General features: G+C 36.5%; 14 protein-coding genes and 1 other RNA gene. 13 read left to right on the top strand and 2 right to left on the bottom strand.

Going from position 1 to position 13,650, the window contains the following annotated elements; translation table 11 throughout:
- Window positions 1–51: 51 nt before the first annotated feature.
- Together JEM45_RS01845 and recU are read right to left on the bottom strand one after the other, a co-directional pair.
- Window positions 52–2,514 carry a transglycosylase domain-containing protein gene (locus JEM45_RS01845; RefSeq protein WP_198687644.1) on the bottom strand — a complete coding sequence of 821 codons (2,463 nt, stop codon included), beginning with the start codon at window positions 2,512–2,514 and terminating at the stop codon, window positions 52–54.
- A gap of 5 nt (window positions 2,515–2,519) precedes the next feature.
- Window positions 2,520–3,110 carry a Holliday junction resolvase RecU gene (gene recU / locus JEM45_RS01840; protein WP_166626686.1) on the bottom strand — a complete coding sequence of 197 codons (591 nt, stop codon included), beginning with the start codon at window positions 3,108–3,110 and terminating at the stop codon, window positions 2,520–2,522.
- Window positions 3,111–3,204: 94 nt separating this feature from the next.
- Between recU and JEM45_RS01835 the strand changes: the two genes are divergently transcribed.
- The 13 genes from JEM45_RS01835 (at window position 3,205) to JEM45_RS01780 (ending at window position 13,647) form a co-directional block, all read left to right on the top strand.
- Entirely contained in the window at window positions 3,205–3,531 is a 327-nt protein-coding gene (locus JEM45_RS01835; protein WP_198687643.1) for a DUF1798 family protein, read from the top strand.
- Window positions 3,528–4,067, top strand: coding sequence for an SLOG family protein (locus JEM45_RS01830; RefSeq protein WP_166626688.1), 540 nt, complete (start codon window positions 3,528–3,530; stop codon window positions 4,065–4,067). Before JEM45_RS01835 ends, JEM45_RS01830 begins: the two co-directional genes overlap by 4 nt.
- A gap of 12 nt (window positions 4,068–4,079) precedes the next feature.
- Complete coding sequence (gpsB, locus tag JEM45_RS01825) at window positions 4,080–4,403, top strand: cell division regulator GpsB (protein WP_026866305.1); 324 nt, start codon at window positions 4,080–4,082, stop codon at window positions 4,401–4,403.
- Between the two features lie 19 nt (window positions 4,404–4,422).
- Window positions 4,423–4,815, top strand: an RNA gene (gene rnpB / locus JEM45_RS01820) — RNase P RNA component class B.
- Window positions 4,816–4,908: 93 nt separating this feature from the next.
- On the top strand, window positions 4,909–6,030 hold the full coding sequence (locus tag JEM45_RS01815) for a THUMP domain-containing class I SAM-dependent RNA methyltransferase (RefSeq protein WP_198687642.1): 1,122 nt from the start codon (window positions 4,909–4,911) through the stop codon (window positions 6,028–6,030).
- Window positions 6,031–6,033: 3 nt separating this feature from the next.
- Entirely contained in the window at window positions 6,034–9,420 is a 3,387-nt protein-coding gene (locus tag JEM45_RS01810; protein WP_198687641.1) for a dynamin family protein, read from the top strand.
- Window positions 9,421–9,424: 4 nt separating this feature from the next.
- Window positions 9,425–10,300 carry a 5'-3' exonuclease gene (locus JEM45_RS01805; protein WP_166626691.1) on the top strand — a complete coding sequence of 292 codons (876 nt, stop codon included), beginning with the start codon at window positions 9,425–9,427 and terminating at the stop codon, window positions 10,298–10,300.
- A gap of 2 nt (window positions 10,301–10,302) precedes the next feature.
- A complete protein-coding gene (locus tag JEM45_RS01800) occupies window positions 10,303–10,701 on the top strand; it encodes a ribonuclease HI family protein (RefSeq protein ID WP_198687640.1) in 399 nt (132 codons plus the stop codon).
- Between the two features lie 50 nt (window positions 10,702–10,751).
- Window positions 10,752–10,922 (top strand): zinc-finger domain-containing protein, encoded by a 171-nt coding sequence (locus JEM45_RS01795; protein ID WP_084145695.1) that lies wholly within the window; start codon window positions 10,752–10,754, stop codon window positions 10,920–10,922.
- A gap of 14 nt (window positions 10,923–10,936) precedes the next feature.
- Entirely contained in the window at window positions 10,937–11,218 is a 282-nt protein-coding gene (locus JEM45_RS10990) for a NifU N-terminal domain-containing protein (protein ID WP_370545379.1), read from the top strand.
- 41 nt (window positions 11,219–11,259) lie between these two features.
- On the top strand, window positions 11,260–12,048 hold the full coding sequence (locus JEM45_RS01790) for a virulence factor (protein WP_370545378.1): 789 nt from the start codon (window positions 11,260–11,262) through the stop codon (window positions 12,046–12,048).
- 2 nt (window positions 12,049–12,050) lie between these two features.
- A complete protein-coding gene (locus JEM45_RS01785) occupies window positions 12,051–12,491 on the top strand; it encodes a BrxA/BrxB family bacilliredoxin (RefSeq protein WP_166626692.1) in 441 nt (146 codons plus the stop codon).
- 202 nt (window positions 12,492–12,693) lie between these two features.
- Window positions 12,694–13,647 (top strand): thymidylate synthase, encoded by a 954-nt coding sequence (locus JEM45_RS01780; protein ID WP_198687639.1) that lies wholly within the window; start codon window positions 12,694–12,696, stop codon window positions 13,645–13,647.
- Window positions 13,648–13,650 lie beyond the last annotated feature (3 nt).

Genomic DNA, 13,650 nt, shown 5'->3' with positions numbered 1-13,650 from the left:
ACACGTACCCATAAAAAATGCTAGACTCTCAGGAAAGAGTCTAGCGTTTTTTTATTCTTCCTCTTCAGTTGTAGTAGTGGATTCTTCTTCTGATGATGAATTTGATTCGGATTCTGCCGCAGGTTCAGAGTCAGGTTCTGGTTCACTGCTTGATTCTGATTCGGTCTCCTCATCAGTTGGTTCTTCTTCAGTCGTTGAAGATCCGCTGTCTTCAGATGGTTCTGCGAGTTCTGCATCATCCGGTAATTCACCTTCTGGCACGTCACCTTCAGTTTCAATTTCCCCATCTTCGTTATATTGCCAAGACCAGGCACCGCCTGATGAATCACTGTTACTATCGCTATCATTATTGCTATTACTATTAGAGTTACTGTTTGAATTATTATTTGAGTTATTATTTGAGTTATTATTTCTGTTAAATAATCCACCGCCACTCGCATCTGCAACAGCAAGCTCGTTACCATTAATCTGTTCGACGGAGTCTGGCTGTTCAAAGTCCTGGCCATTAAATGTACTAATGTACTGCATAATATCTCTAAAGAACCACTGTGGTGTAATGTGTTCATCTGTTCCGATGAATAGCTTGTCTTCTGAATATCCTGCATTGGCATTATCGAATCCTGTCCATACACTCATTGTATATTCTGGTGTATATCCAACAATCCAAGCGTCTTTGGCACTGTTTGAAGGCAGATCATTTTCTTCAAGTATGGAAGTATCTAGTGATGTTGTACCTGTTTTCGCTGCAATGTTTAGGCCATTCATTTGAATGTAGTCTGCACTACCATTGTTTGCAAAAGTATCTTTCAACATATCTGTTAACATGTAAGCTGTTGAATCTTTCATGGCTTGATGGGATTCATTTTCAAACTCGACAGTCTCACCTTCATCAGTGACGATGTGACGAACGGATTGTGCTTCATTGAATTCACCATTATTACCTAAAGTTGCATAGGCTTGTGCCATCTGTAGGGGACTGAATCGAGATTCTCCACCACCGAGTACATCATTAAATGATACTGTGTATTCACCGTCAAGCTTAGTATCGTAATCTAAACCAACTTCTTTTGCGAATTCTCTAGGTACATCGTTACCCGCTTCTTCCTGAACCGCTTCAAAGGCTTTAACTGCTGGGACGTTGAAACTTTGTCTCAAGGCATCTCTCATAGTGACATTACCGTGTCCTTGATTGTCATAGTTATATACCGTGTTGTTTGGACTATCTTCAGGGTTGTATGATTGTTCATCTTGTAGTTGGTGATTTGTTGCCCAGTCCATATGCTCAATTGCAGGTCCGTAACTTAAGAATGGTTTCATAGTTGAACCGACATTATGTTGAACTAATGACAAGTTTTGATCCACAACTTCTTGGTAATCACGGCCACCAGTCATTGCTACTAAGCCACCAGAATTTGTATCTAAGATGGTTGATGCTAGATTAAAGTCATCACTTTGGAACTTCTCATTGTAGTAATAGTTTCTATTGTTAGCCATATTTTGTAGATACGACTGAATTTCAGAATCCATATTGGTATAGATCTTAATTCCACTATTTAAGACTTCATTGATATCTCTGTTTCTAAATTCATCATGTTGTTGGATTTCTGTCTTAACGTAATTAATGTAAGATGCATATTCAGGATCTTCTTCTTCAGCAACGGCTCGATCTGACTCATCACGTTGAACTAAGTTTGCTGTTAAGTCTGTGTTCATCGCTTCATCATACTGTTCTTGTGTAATTCTCTCATGTTCTAACATCATGTATAGGACTGTTTCTGTTCTAGACTGTGCGGCTTCTGGATCAACGTAAAGGTTGTAAACGTTAGGCAGGTTAGATAAACCTGCTAAGTACGCCGCTTCTTTTAAGTTTAAATCTGCAAGTTCCTTATCAAAGTAGTAGAGGCTTGCTGTACGAATACCGTATATACCATCTGAATAGTATATTTTGTTTAAGTACATCTCTAAAATGTCATCTTTTGAATACTCTTGTTCAAGTCGGTAGGCTAAATATGCTTCTTGAGCTTTACGTTCTAGCGTCTGTTCTTCAGTTAAGAAGGCACGTTTAACTACTTGTTGTGTAATTGTTGACGCACCTTGAGAGGCAAAGCCATCTGTAAAGTTAGAAATGACTGCACCACCCAACCTAACAAAGTCCATCGCACCGTGTTCATAGAAACGATTATCTTCAATCGCTAAGACGGCATCAGTCACGTGGTCAGGTACATCTTCAATGCTGACATACTCCCGTTTTTGTCCAGTATGCAAGGTGGTGACTAAATTATCATTACGGTCGTATATTTCCGCTGGGACAGGGTCCTTTAACTTTTCTTCACTAAAGGCGGGTGCCTGTGAAGCGTAGTAGGCAAATAAGACTGCACCGATAACTAATCCAATTAATGCAATCAGTCCACCATATAATAGTACCTTTTTTATAATCGATGATTTAGATGAGCTTTTAGACCGATTCTTATCTTTATTTTTCGGGTCTTTGCTCCTTTTAAAATTCGATTCCATATATATTACTCCATTTCACTATAAAATTCTTCAAGTGCAGCTAAATAATCATAACGCGGATTGTATTTTATTGGTAGTAAAATACTCTCATTTTTAATATCTTCATAAGGTATTGATTTACGTCCATCAGCCATAAAGTTGTCCCAATGTTTGACAAAATGTTCAAAAGGATAAAGAAATACTTCATCATAGACTGTAAACTTAATAATTAAAAAGACAATGCCACCGGTATTATGACACGCTCTCATATGTTCGACTTGATGGGCGTGTATATTAATGAAAGGAAAGCGTGTTTTATTACGAGTTTCCTTCGCTTCAAAGTCGATGTATTTCCCTTTATATATGCCGTTATAGTCACTAGTTGACGGAACCTTGAAATACGCTTCAGTAATCTTTGCTTTGTTTCTAGAAGGATAATCAACATTAACGATTTGGACCGGTGTTGGCTTCTTATGAATAACCGCTTTTTTCGTATCCAAATAATACTGATTCGTCTTATCAATATCCTTCTCTAAGGTCATCCCGCGTTGGCCATAAGACACTTTGCCATTTGATTTTGGTTTTTGACGTGCTTTAATTCCCTGAGGATATTTCATTTATTCGCACTCCAAACTATTATTATATATACTAATTATAATATATTTATTAGAATTTGATTAACATTTCATTATTATAGGTGGTGAAAAAGGAATGTCAAGTGAGTATACATTCGAAGACTATCGTCATCTTTTAGATGAACTCGATCGACGTTATGCACTCAGCAGGGAAGGAGAAGTCTTCGATTTCGACCAAGACATCAAACCTTTTCTCGATAAAAATAAAAAGCTTGCTTATAACATCGAAAACTTCAACACTGATCATCGTTTAACTGAAAAGGTTAAAAATACAATGTTTGAAGAGCTTATGGAACTCTTAATGAGTTGTCATATTTCACGTTTTAGTTTAAAGCTGTATCATGAAAAATACAAATATATAAATATGTGGATTAACCATGCCCATAAAGAAGGTTTAATATGAGAGTTTTCATTACAGGCTACCGGCATTATGAACTCGGTATCTTTAAGGATAGTCAACCTGAAGTAAAAGTATTAAGAGACTTTCTTAGGTCCTCAATTATTCGCTTAATTGAGGAAGGTACTGAATGGTTTATTATTCAAGGCTACACAGGTATAGAAATGTACGCAGCCAATGAAATTATAGACTTAAAAAAAGACTATGATATTAAGCTCGGCGTCTTAAAGCCATTTCATGAATTTGATGACCGCTATTCTGAAAGCCATAAGATCGAACTCAATAATATTTTAGCACACGCTGATTTCCATAAATTCATCTTTGACCGGCCCTATAAGGACCCATCAATGTTTAGAGCCATTAATGCCTTTATTACTGAACATACAGACTATGGTTATATTGTCTATGATAGTGAAACAGAGACAAACTTAAAATATATATTTAGTCTTATGCTTGAATTAAATGAGAAGAATCAGTATAATATTGAAAGAATACAATTTGACGATATTAATTATTTCGTCAACGATAGATATGATAGTTGAGAGGTGTAAGAGATGAGTGATTATACGCTAAAGCTGTCTGCTAAAGATATATTCGAAAAGGAATTCGAAAAATCGGTGAGAGGTTTTAAACCGATCGAAGTAGATAGTTTTCTTGATGATGTCATCAGCGACTATCAAAAAATGGCAGACATGAATAACAACATTAAGAAATTAGAAGAAGAAAACGCTCGTCTAAAAAAAGAGGTTGAAGATCTTCGTGTGAGGGTAGCAACCAATTCTAGAACTCAAGGTTCTGGTGGGCAGAGTCAACAAATCGATATTTTAAAACGTTTATCTAGTCTTGAAAAACAGGTATTTGGTAAATCAGAAAAGTAAACAGCAAGTAAATGAACGGTAACTCGGATAATCGCTATGCATTTTGATGTATAGAGGAAAGTCCATGCTCACACGATCTGAGATGATCGTAGTGTTCGTGCCAGACGAAACAATAAGTCTGGGCAATGATATTTATATCTTGACGGCTGTGAAATATTCTAAGTGATTTTATCATATGAATAGAGTAGCTTTAAAAGTGCCACAGTGACGAACTTCAAAAGAAATGCTGAAGGTGGAACGCGGTAAACCCCTCGAGTGAGCAATCCAAATTAGGTAGGAGCACTTTCCAACAGGAATTCAACTGACGGAGAGATATTATTTTTAAATAATATAGACAGATGATTATCACCAATGTGCGAGTGTATACTAGTGCACGCTATTAGCACAGCGGTACAGAACATGGCTTATAGAGAAACCGGACTAGACGCTCTCCGAACAGGAGAGCTTTTTTTATGCCTATTTTCATACTATAATATAGACAAATCAAACTTTAGGAGCTTCTTTTATGAACTTTAAATTTATTGTTAATACACCGATGGGACTTGAAAAAGTGGTTTCAGAAGAAATTAAATCTTTAGGGCTTTCAACAGAATTAGAAAATGGACGTGTTTATTTTAATGGGGATGAGAAGACCATTGTAGAAACCAACTTAAAGTTACGTACTGTTGACCGTATTAGAATTATCCTTGGAGACTTCGAGGTCAAGACCTTTGACGAACTATTCGAGAAGGTTAAAGCTTTGCCACTATCCGATGTGCTCGGGCCTAATGCAATGTTCCCAGTAACAGGACGTTCACATAAGTCGACTTTATATAGTGTACCTGACGTGCAGAGAATCACGAAGAAGGCAATTGTTGAACACTTAAAGGATGCCTTTAAAATGACGGGGAAACTACCAGAAGACGGACCAAGATATAAAATCGATATTAATATACTAAAAGACCGCGCGATTCTTACTGTTGATACTAGTGGTGATGCACTACATAAACGTGGTTATCGTGTCGGGCAAGGGGAAGCACCAATCAAGGAAACACTCGCTGCAAGCATGTTAAAACTTGCAAACTACGATGGTACAAATACACTCTACGATCCATTTACAGGCTCAGGAATGATTGCGCTTGAAGCAGCGATGATGGCAAGAAATATTGCACCAGGTTCTAACCGCAGTTTTGATAGTGAATCATGGGATATTATCCCTGAAGACTTATGGACACAGTTACGCACTGAATGTGAAGAACAAGCTGATTACGATAAGGAAGTTAAAATATATGCGACTGATATCGACAGCGATATGATTAAGATTGCTAAGAAAAATGCAGAAGAAGTCGGCCTAGATGATGATATTCATTTTGGCGTATTAGACATACATGATTTAGATCATGTTGATGAGCATGCACAAATAATTACCAATCCACCTTACGGTGAACGCATTGGTGAGGCGAAAGCCGTTGAACAAATGTACGCCAAAATAGGGGAACTAATGACTAATTTCCCAAGCCTAAATGTATATCTAATGACTTCAAATAAAGAATTTGAACAAATCGTAGGGAAGAAAGCGACAAAACGCAGAAAATTATTTAATGGCTATATTGAAACAACCTTTTACCAATACTGGGGAGTGAAGTAATCGTTGTCAGCACAAGGGGAAGAAAAAGAAACACTAAATCGTTTATATAAGTTAAAAAAAGAAATACTAAAATCAGATAATGATGTACTTGTATCTCAAATTGATCATGCCATACAAAAGACATACAACGAACAACTAGTATTCTCTTTTATTGGCCATTACTCTGCGGGGAAATCAAGCTTAATCAATCATTTAATTGGTATGGATATTTTACCATCATCACCGGTACCAACGACAAGTAACACAGTCAGTGTTCAAATCAGTGAAGATAATAAGATTGAGGCTTTTATTAATCAATATCAATATGCAACAGTAAATGATTATGATGAGTTAAAAATTCTCAACACTCTAGATCTAGATATCCAAGCAATTACAATGGACGTTCAACATGATGATTTCAATATAAATACAGTGTTTCAAGATACACCAGGTGTAGATTCTAACACAAGTAGCCACGAAGAATCTGCCAATCGTTTTTTACTTAACAGTGATGTCATCTTCTTTACTGTGGAATATAATCATGTGGAAAGCGAACATAATTTAAAACTCCTGAGAGAGATACAGGAATTGAACATTCCACTATGTCTCATCATCAATCAGATTGATAAGCATGATGACCATGAACTGACTTTAGATACATTTCTAAATCGTGTAAAAAGTACACTAGATAATTGGGACATTCATCCTGAACACATTTTTACTACATCTATATACGACACACCTTATAACCAGATTGACAACTTAAAAACTTATATTAAAGAAATAGAAAGTCGTAAGGAAATGGCCGAACGATACGACCAGAGAATTATGCATAATATCGAACAGAAACAGATTGAATACTTAGAAGACAAGATAGACGCGGTTGAACATAATTTAAATACGGATCGTCCACTAAACCTTGAACGTGCTAAAGAACGAATCCATTACTTGGAACAAGAAATTAACGAAGCACATTTGGACGATTTAAGATCCGACCAAGCAGTATTAGAAGACCATGTTAAGGATAATGTAAGAAAGCTAGTGAAAGACGCTTATATTTTTCCCCATCAAGTTAAGGATGCCATCATAGAATATTTAAAGATACAAGCAGGTGAAAAGAAACCTACAGGACTATTTGGTAAAAAGAAAAAAGAAGAAGAGATGTTAAATACATCTGTAAATGATATAAAGGAAGTCATCCAAAAAGTTATCGATACAGAAATCAACGCCAATGTGAACAATCTCTATAAAACACTCGGCTTAAGTGGTCCACCCTTTAAATATGAGTGGCATAGCGACTTACTTGGAAAAGATGAAAATATTTCCTTAAACCAGAGCTATATTAAAAACTACTTTGACAAATTGAAATCTACTTTAGAAAGAGAAGTATCAACAAAAGCAAAAAGCCACCTCTCTCAACTAACGATTGAGAATATGGGGGAGACAAAAGCATCTTCTACACTAGAACATGAAAAATCTTTGTACGTCGAAGTCAAACAACTGCTTGAATTACTCGAATCTCTTACAACAAAAAACTACCAGCATCTATATATTCATATGGATGACGAATTAGATAAGCTGAATCTAACAGAAGAAATCGAAATTGATACTTCAACAGATATAGTTCAAGAAGATATAGAAAGTAGACATAATAATTTTACTGTCGATAATAATGAAACATATTCAGTTGATTATTTTAAACAAGTGAGTCAACAACTAGAAAATTTACCTCGCTATAACAACTTTAAGCACTTAATTGATCATAAAGTGCATAGAATAGAAACTGGCAAGGCGAATATCAGTGTGTTTGGTGGTTTTAGTGCGGGTAAGACGACCTTTATTAATGCCTTACTGGGTCAGGCCCGTCTAACAACAAGTCCGAATCCAACGACCGCGACTATAACAGAAATCAACGATAACAAGTCGAGTTCAGGGGAGATGAAGTCAGAAGCAGATCTCACTGAAACACTACAAACCTTATCTTGTGAAACACATGACACAGTAAAGGGTTATAAAAAATGGATGAAAGCAAACATTGATAAAGTTCAAGAAACTTATAAACCCTTACTTAGAGGCTTGTTAAATAAATACGATCAATACGAACCTATTCTAAATAGTAAGCAAGATTTTGATACAAATACCTTAATAGAAATGATTAGTAATGATGAGGATGCCACCTTCATTCATAAAGCAAATGTATCTATTCCTAATGAAATTACTAAGCATTATAATCTCATTGATTCACCAGGTATCAATTCAATCAACCAAAGACATACATCAGAAACAAGAGATATCATCAGTCAAAGTGATATGATTATTTATGTTTCTTATTACAATCATGTATTTTCACGTTCAGACGAAACCTTCTTGAAATATATTCAATCATTAAAAGGGGAAGATTTCCCGCTGATTTTTATTATTAACGCGGTAGATCTTATGAAGTCAGAAGACGACAAGGAAAAAGTCATCGACTATATGGCGAATGCCTTAAATAAATTACAGATTAAACATGTTATATATCCTGTGTCTTCTAAAAAAGCGATCCAATCTGGTGATCACGACTTCGATCTAGCGAAAACTGACATCAGAAAAATCGCTGATCAACAAGCAAGGAATGTTCAATTAAGAACATTAAGTGAAATGACAAATCAGTTAATCAATACTGTTGCTAGTAATATTAAACAGTTTGAAGATAGTGGACAAGAGCGCCAAAGAATTATTGAAGGTAGAAATGCGCTAAAGTCAGAGATAGAAAGCTTGAGCGCCAAGCAATTTATAAAAGTATTAAAGCAAGAAATTGATATTATCTTAACTTATCTACCAAAACGTTTAGAACTTCAAGTCTATGATCATCTAAAAGGTTTAATTACAGTTTCTGAGATGAGAGATAAGCACTATCTGAGTAAACATTCTGCCTTGGTTAGTAAAAATATCGATAGCTATTTAACACTGGAAACTGGCGTTGCCTTTAATGCGATTTATAGACAAGCAGATAATTTAACAAATCAAAGATTGATACAGTTTAATGAACGTCTCGGTGAATTTGGTAGTGCTGGTTCATTATCAATAGACACCGCATATGCGGATGAACCCAAAATTCAAATTGACGAAACTGTGCTTCAATCATATGAAAAGGCACTCTATAAAAACCGTAAGGATTCATCAAGCTTTAGAAATACCTTACTCGATTTAGCGAAGGACTTAAGTGCGAGTATTAATATAGAGGCACTTGAAGGTGATATGGTTTCCTTAACAAAAGACTATCTTGAACGACTGGATTTGCAATTTATGGATGAAAAAGCTCAAGTTTATAAAGCGCTAAGAGAACCTGTAAAAGAAATTTCAGAAGAAGATTATAAAGCCGATCAAACACTTTATAGTAATCTTACTGATTTAATAATAGAGGAGTGAAGTAATGACTGGACAAACTATCATCATCGACGGCATGGCACTCTTATTTAGACATTTTTTTGCTACGAGCTTTCGTAATCAATTCATGTATAACAGTAAAGACCAACCAACAAACGGTGTACAAGGCATGTTGAGACATACCTTTAAACTCTTAGAAATTACCGGTGCAAAAAATGTGATCATCGCCTGGGATATGGGCTCAAAATCAGTTCGTAATGAGTGGTTCGATGGTTATAAAGCAAACCGTCCAGCACCGCCTGAGGAATTAAAACCCCAGTTCGATCTGATTAAAAACGTCATGCACGACCTCGGCTTTCATCAAGAAGGCGTCATCGGATATGAAGCCGATGATGTGATAGGGACGGTCTCTACACATATAGATGACTTAACTATTGTCAGTGGAGATAGAGACCTTCTACAGTTAATTAACAACACCAATAAAATACTTTTAACAAAAAAAGGCTATACAGAGTATCATCACTACGATATGGCGACTTTTACAGAACAGTTCGGCATTCACCCACGGCAGTTTATTGATGTGAAAGCCTTGATGGGTGATACGAGCGACGGCTATTCAGGTGTTCAGGGTATCGGAGAGAAGACAGCTTTAAAATTAATTCAGACACATGGCTCAGTTGAAAATCTTCTAAACACACTTGATACACTCACACCAAAAATGCAAGACAAAATACAGGCTGACTTAGAGTCACTAAATATGTCACTTCGTCTTGCTGAAATCATTAAGGATGTGCCTTTAAAAATGGATCAGCTTCTAGCCAATAGTCATTATATCTATGATGAAGCTCAAACGATTAAAGTACTCCAGGACTATGACCTAAGAATCACTGAAAAATACTTAGGTTCATTGAAGTTAGTATAATTATGGCAATCATGTATTTTGACGCTGCTGCTAGTATGTCGCCAAAGCTCTCAGCGGGTGGAATTGTGATTACGGGTGAAAAACTTGACCACAGTGCCTCCATATTCTTAGGAGAGATGGATAACCACCAAGCGGAATGGGCAAGTTTGGCCTTTGGAGTAGAAGAAGCCTTAAAACTTAAAATTACCTCACTAATCGTTTATACTGATTCTAAAATTATTGTTGATTCGTTCGATAAAAACTTCGTCAAAAATAAAGTATTTAAATTTTATTTTGATCAGGTCATTGGATTGACACGGCATATGGATATGTTTATCGTTTCGTATACACCGAGAAAGAAGAACAGTCGAGCAGATCAAATTGCAAAAGACCGTTTATATAAAGAGAAGAAAAGTCTATAATTATTAAATAGAAGTATGTCACTAGCGAATTTTAGTAATGAGGTATGACAATGAACACAGAAGCACTTGAAAAAATTAATTACTTAGAGAAAAGATATTGTAAAGGCTGCCTGCTTAAACAAAGAAATCGTGAGGAAGGCAGCAAGGCCAGTGCTCATGCATTTTGTATCAGTGAATGCTCAGTGGGTATTGAAATGAAAATGCAAGGTAACAAATTATAGATGGAGGCAACAATATGGAAATTGTAAGAATAGAACCAACACCAAGTCCAAATACTATGAAAATTACTGTAAGTGAACCGAAAGACGATATGAAATCATCGACGTATAGAGAAATCACAGAAGATACGCCAGCTTTTATTGCGCGTGTTTTAGAATTAGAAGATGTGACGAGCGTCTTTCATGCTATGGATTTTATATCAGTAGATAAGAGTCCTAAAGTGGATTGGGACACTTTAATTCCACAAATTGAAGCGGTATTTAACGAAGGCTCGGATAGTGATTCAAAAAAAGTCTAACACCTGAGTCTAACTTTGGTGAAGTGACCGCTCAGGTGCTCATGTTTAAAAATATTCCTTATCAATTAAAAATAAATGATGGTGAGGAACATCGTCGTGCTTTATCTGAAAAATTTACACAGGCGGTTGAACAAGCGACACTTCCTGAAGACAATATTATCTTCGGCCGTAAGTGGGTGGATTTACAAGTCAGATATGGTACGAGCGAAGCAGTCCTTGATGAGTTGACTGAAGAAATGGATGCGCTCTACCCTATGGAGCGACTCGATCAATTAATTAAAGAGGCTCAAGCAAAAATTCAGCCAGAACCGAAAAAATACTTTAAAGTATCAATAGATGACTTTAAAAATGCACCGGACTGGAAAACTCGTCTGTATATGTTAAATCACTACGACACACCAGATGAAAGTGACTATGAGTTTTTAGCTTATGCACTAGAAGATGAAAAGCTTCAAGTACGTCGTATGGCGGTTGGCCTCTTGGCGATGATTGAGTCTAAAAACACCTTGCCTTATTTAAATAAAGCAATAGAAGACAAAGCGATTCCTGTTAGACGTACGGCAGCAGATGCTTATAGTGACTTAGGCTTTAAAGAAGGGCTAGATGATATGTACCAAGCCCTAAATGACAAAAGCCCGATCATCCGTTGGCGTGCAGCGATGTTTATCTATGAGACCGGTGATGAATCAAGTCTACCTATTTTAAGGACACACCAAAACGACCCTCAATATGACGTCAGATTACAAATAGAAATGGCGATTACGAGAATCGAACAAGGCGAGTCAGCACTCGGCAGTGTGTGGAAACAAATGCAGAACAGGGAGAGATAAGTATGGATGCATATCAAGCTTACATGAGAGAAATAGCAGAACCGATGAGACGAGAACTAACGAACTATGACTTTACTGAACTCTTAGAGCCATCGGACGTAGATCAATATATGAAAGACGCAAATGATGATACGACCACTTTTGTTGTGATTAATAGCGTTTGTGGTTGTGCAGCAGGTTTAGCGCGTCCAGCAGCAGTAACAGTTGCCAGCCAAAATCCGATTAAGCCAGACCGTTTGGCAACAGTTTTCGCTGGTCAAGAAAGACCTGCAACTGAAACGCTAAGAGAGTATATAGATGAACCTGCATCGAGTCCATCTATGGCCTTATTTAAAGGACAGGAACTCGTAAGTTTCTTAGGTCGTTCAGATATAGAGAACAGAGCTATCGAAGATATTATGACAGACATCAAAGACGCTTTTGATACACATTGTGCAAAATAAAAAGGAAAGGGAATATTCCCTTTCCTTTTTTACACTTTTAGAATGACTTATTCGTAAATGCACATACTAATCATGTATAATGCTAGTAAAGATAAACCAATTGTAAATAAGATTTCCATCTTCAGCACTCCAAACTAATTGTTTTACTCATTCATTAATATTAATTATATAGAATTAAACTATAAAAGAAAAGGGTGGTTTTATGAATTCCTTTGACCTAGCTTATCACCAGTTACTCGAACGCATACTAGATGCGGGAACGACTAAGAATGATCGCACAAATACAGGTACAAAATCAATTTTCGGTCATCAGATGCGCTTTGATTTAAGTGAAGGGTTTCCCTTATTAACGACCAAGAAAGTATCTTTTAAATTACTTGCAACAGAGCTAATCTGGTTCTTAAGAGGCGATACGAACATCAAGTATTTACTTGAATACAATAATAATATTTGGAATGAATGGGCCTTTAAAAATTATGTAGAGTCTAATGATTATCATGGTGAAGATATGACTGACTTTGGACACCGATCCTTGAAAGACCCGGACTTTAAAGCAGTTTATGATGAAGAAATGGCGAAATTTAAAGCACGTATTTTAAACGATGATGAATTTAGCCAAAAATACGGCACATTAGGTAACGTCTACGGTAAACAATGGCGTCATTGGGAAGGCAAAGACGGCGTCGCCATCGATCAAATCAAAAATTTGATTGAGGGGATTAAAACTAAACCTGATTCGAGACGTCATATTGTCAGTGCATGGAATCCAGCTGAAATCGACACGATGGCACTGCCGCCTTGTCATACACTCTTCCAATTTTACGTCAGTGAAAATAAGTTAAGCTTACAGCTCTATCAACGCTCAGGCGATGTATTTTTAGGGGTACCGTTTAATATTGCCAGTTATAGCTTACTGCTTTGTTTAATTGCTCGTGAAACGGGTTATGAGGTTGGGGAGTTTGTTCACACAATTGGTGATACCCATATCTACTCTAATCATTTTGAAGCAGTCAATACACAGCTTGAACGCACGAGCTATGACCCTCCAAAACTTGTCATTCACACTGACAAATCAATATTTGACTTGGAATATGAAGACTTAGAAATTATAGATTATCAATCGCACCCGGCTATTAAAGCGCCGATTGCAGTTTAGGAG

Source organism: Jeotgalicoccus sp. ATCC 8456 (assembly GCF_016313225.1).
GTDB lineage: Bacteria > Bacillota > Bacilli > Staphylococcales > Salinicoccaceae > Jeotgalicoccus > Jeotgalicoccus marinus.
Note: the sequence above shows the minus strand (reverse complement) of the source record. Positions and strands in the feature narration are given on the sequence as shown.